At 49.6% G+C, this 337-nt stretch carries 1 protein-coding gene; it reads left to right on the top strand.

Annotated features, from left to right (window positions below; all coding sequences use genetic code 11):
• A partial coding sequence (locus tag KDM89_RS20860; protein WP_212689746.1) for an FtsW/RodA/SpoVE family cell cycle protein occupies positions 1–337 on the top strand: 337 nt, incomplete at both ends.

The raw sequence follows: 337 nt of genomic DNA, 5'->3' as shown, positions 1-337 counted from the left end.
CGTTCCAAAATGATGAACTACGATGAGCTGCTGGTGTGGGTCACCATGATACTGATGTTATTCGGTATGGTCATGGTGTATTCCGCCTCGATTGCTTTACCGGATTCGCCGAAATACGCGAATTACAAGAACAACCACTTCCTGCTGCGGCAGGCGATGTTTATTTTGATTTCTGTTGTGGCTGGTGCTTTTGCCTTTCGGATTCCGGTCGCTACCTGGCAAAAACTGGCGCCGTATTTGTTTGTTGCCACCCTGATTTTACTGGTCATCGTGCTGGTGCCGGGTCTGGGTAAGGGTGTCAATGGTGCGAAACGCTGGATTTCTCTGAAGGTGCTCA

This window comes from Cognatundibacterium luofuense (genome assembly GCF_018139685.1).
In the GTDB taxonomy this organism is placed as follows: Bacteria; Pseudomonadota; Gammaproteobacteria; order Burkholderiales; family Burkholderiaceae_D; genus Undibacterium; species Undibacterium luofuense.
This window is presented reverse-complemented; position numbering and strand designations above follow the sequence as displayed.